The organism is Bradyrhizobium sp. USDA3516 (genome assembly GCF_057651995.1).
On the sequence record NZ_JBYGYN010000040.1, the window covers coordinates 1 to 256 of the forward strand.

At 64.5% G+C, this 256-nt stretch carries 1 pseudogene; it reads left to right on the plus strand.

Going from position 1 to position 256, the window contains the following annotated elements:
• Positions 1–10 precede the first annotated feature (10 nt).
• A pseudogene (locus AC24YW_RS36655) lies at positions 11–256 on the plus strand (ABC transporter substrate-binding protein); the annotation flags it as partial.

The window sequence follows — 256 nt, forward strand, 5'->3', positions numbered from 1 at the left end:
GATTTGCACAATGAACTCTCAGTTTCGATTCCCTGGCGCGCGGCGTCGCGCCTTGCGGGTGCTGCTGGCGGGCGCCTTGGCGGTCGGCCTCGTAACTCCAGCCTTCGCGGAGCCGCCGCTCGAGAAGTCCGAGATCCGCTACCAGGGCTGGGCCGGTCAGGTGACGTTTATCGAGCTCGCCGACGATCTTGGCTATCTCGCGCCGTTGAAGCTGAAATGGGTCGGCAACACCATCAGCGGCCCGCAGGACATCCAG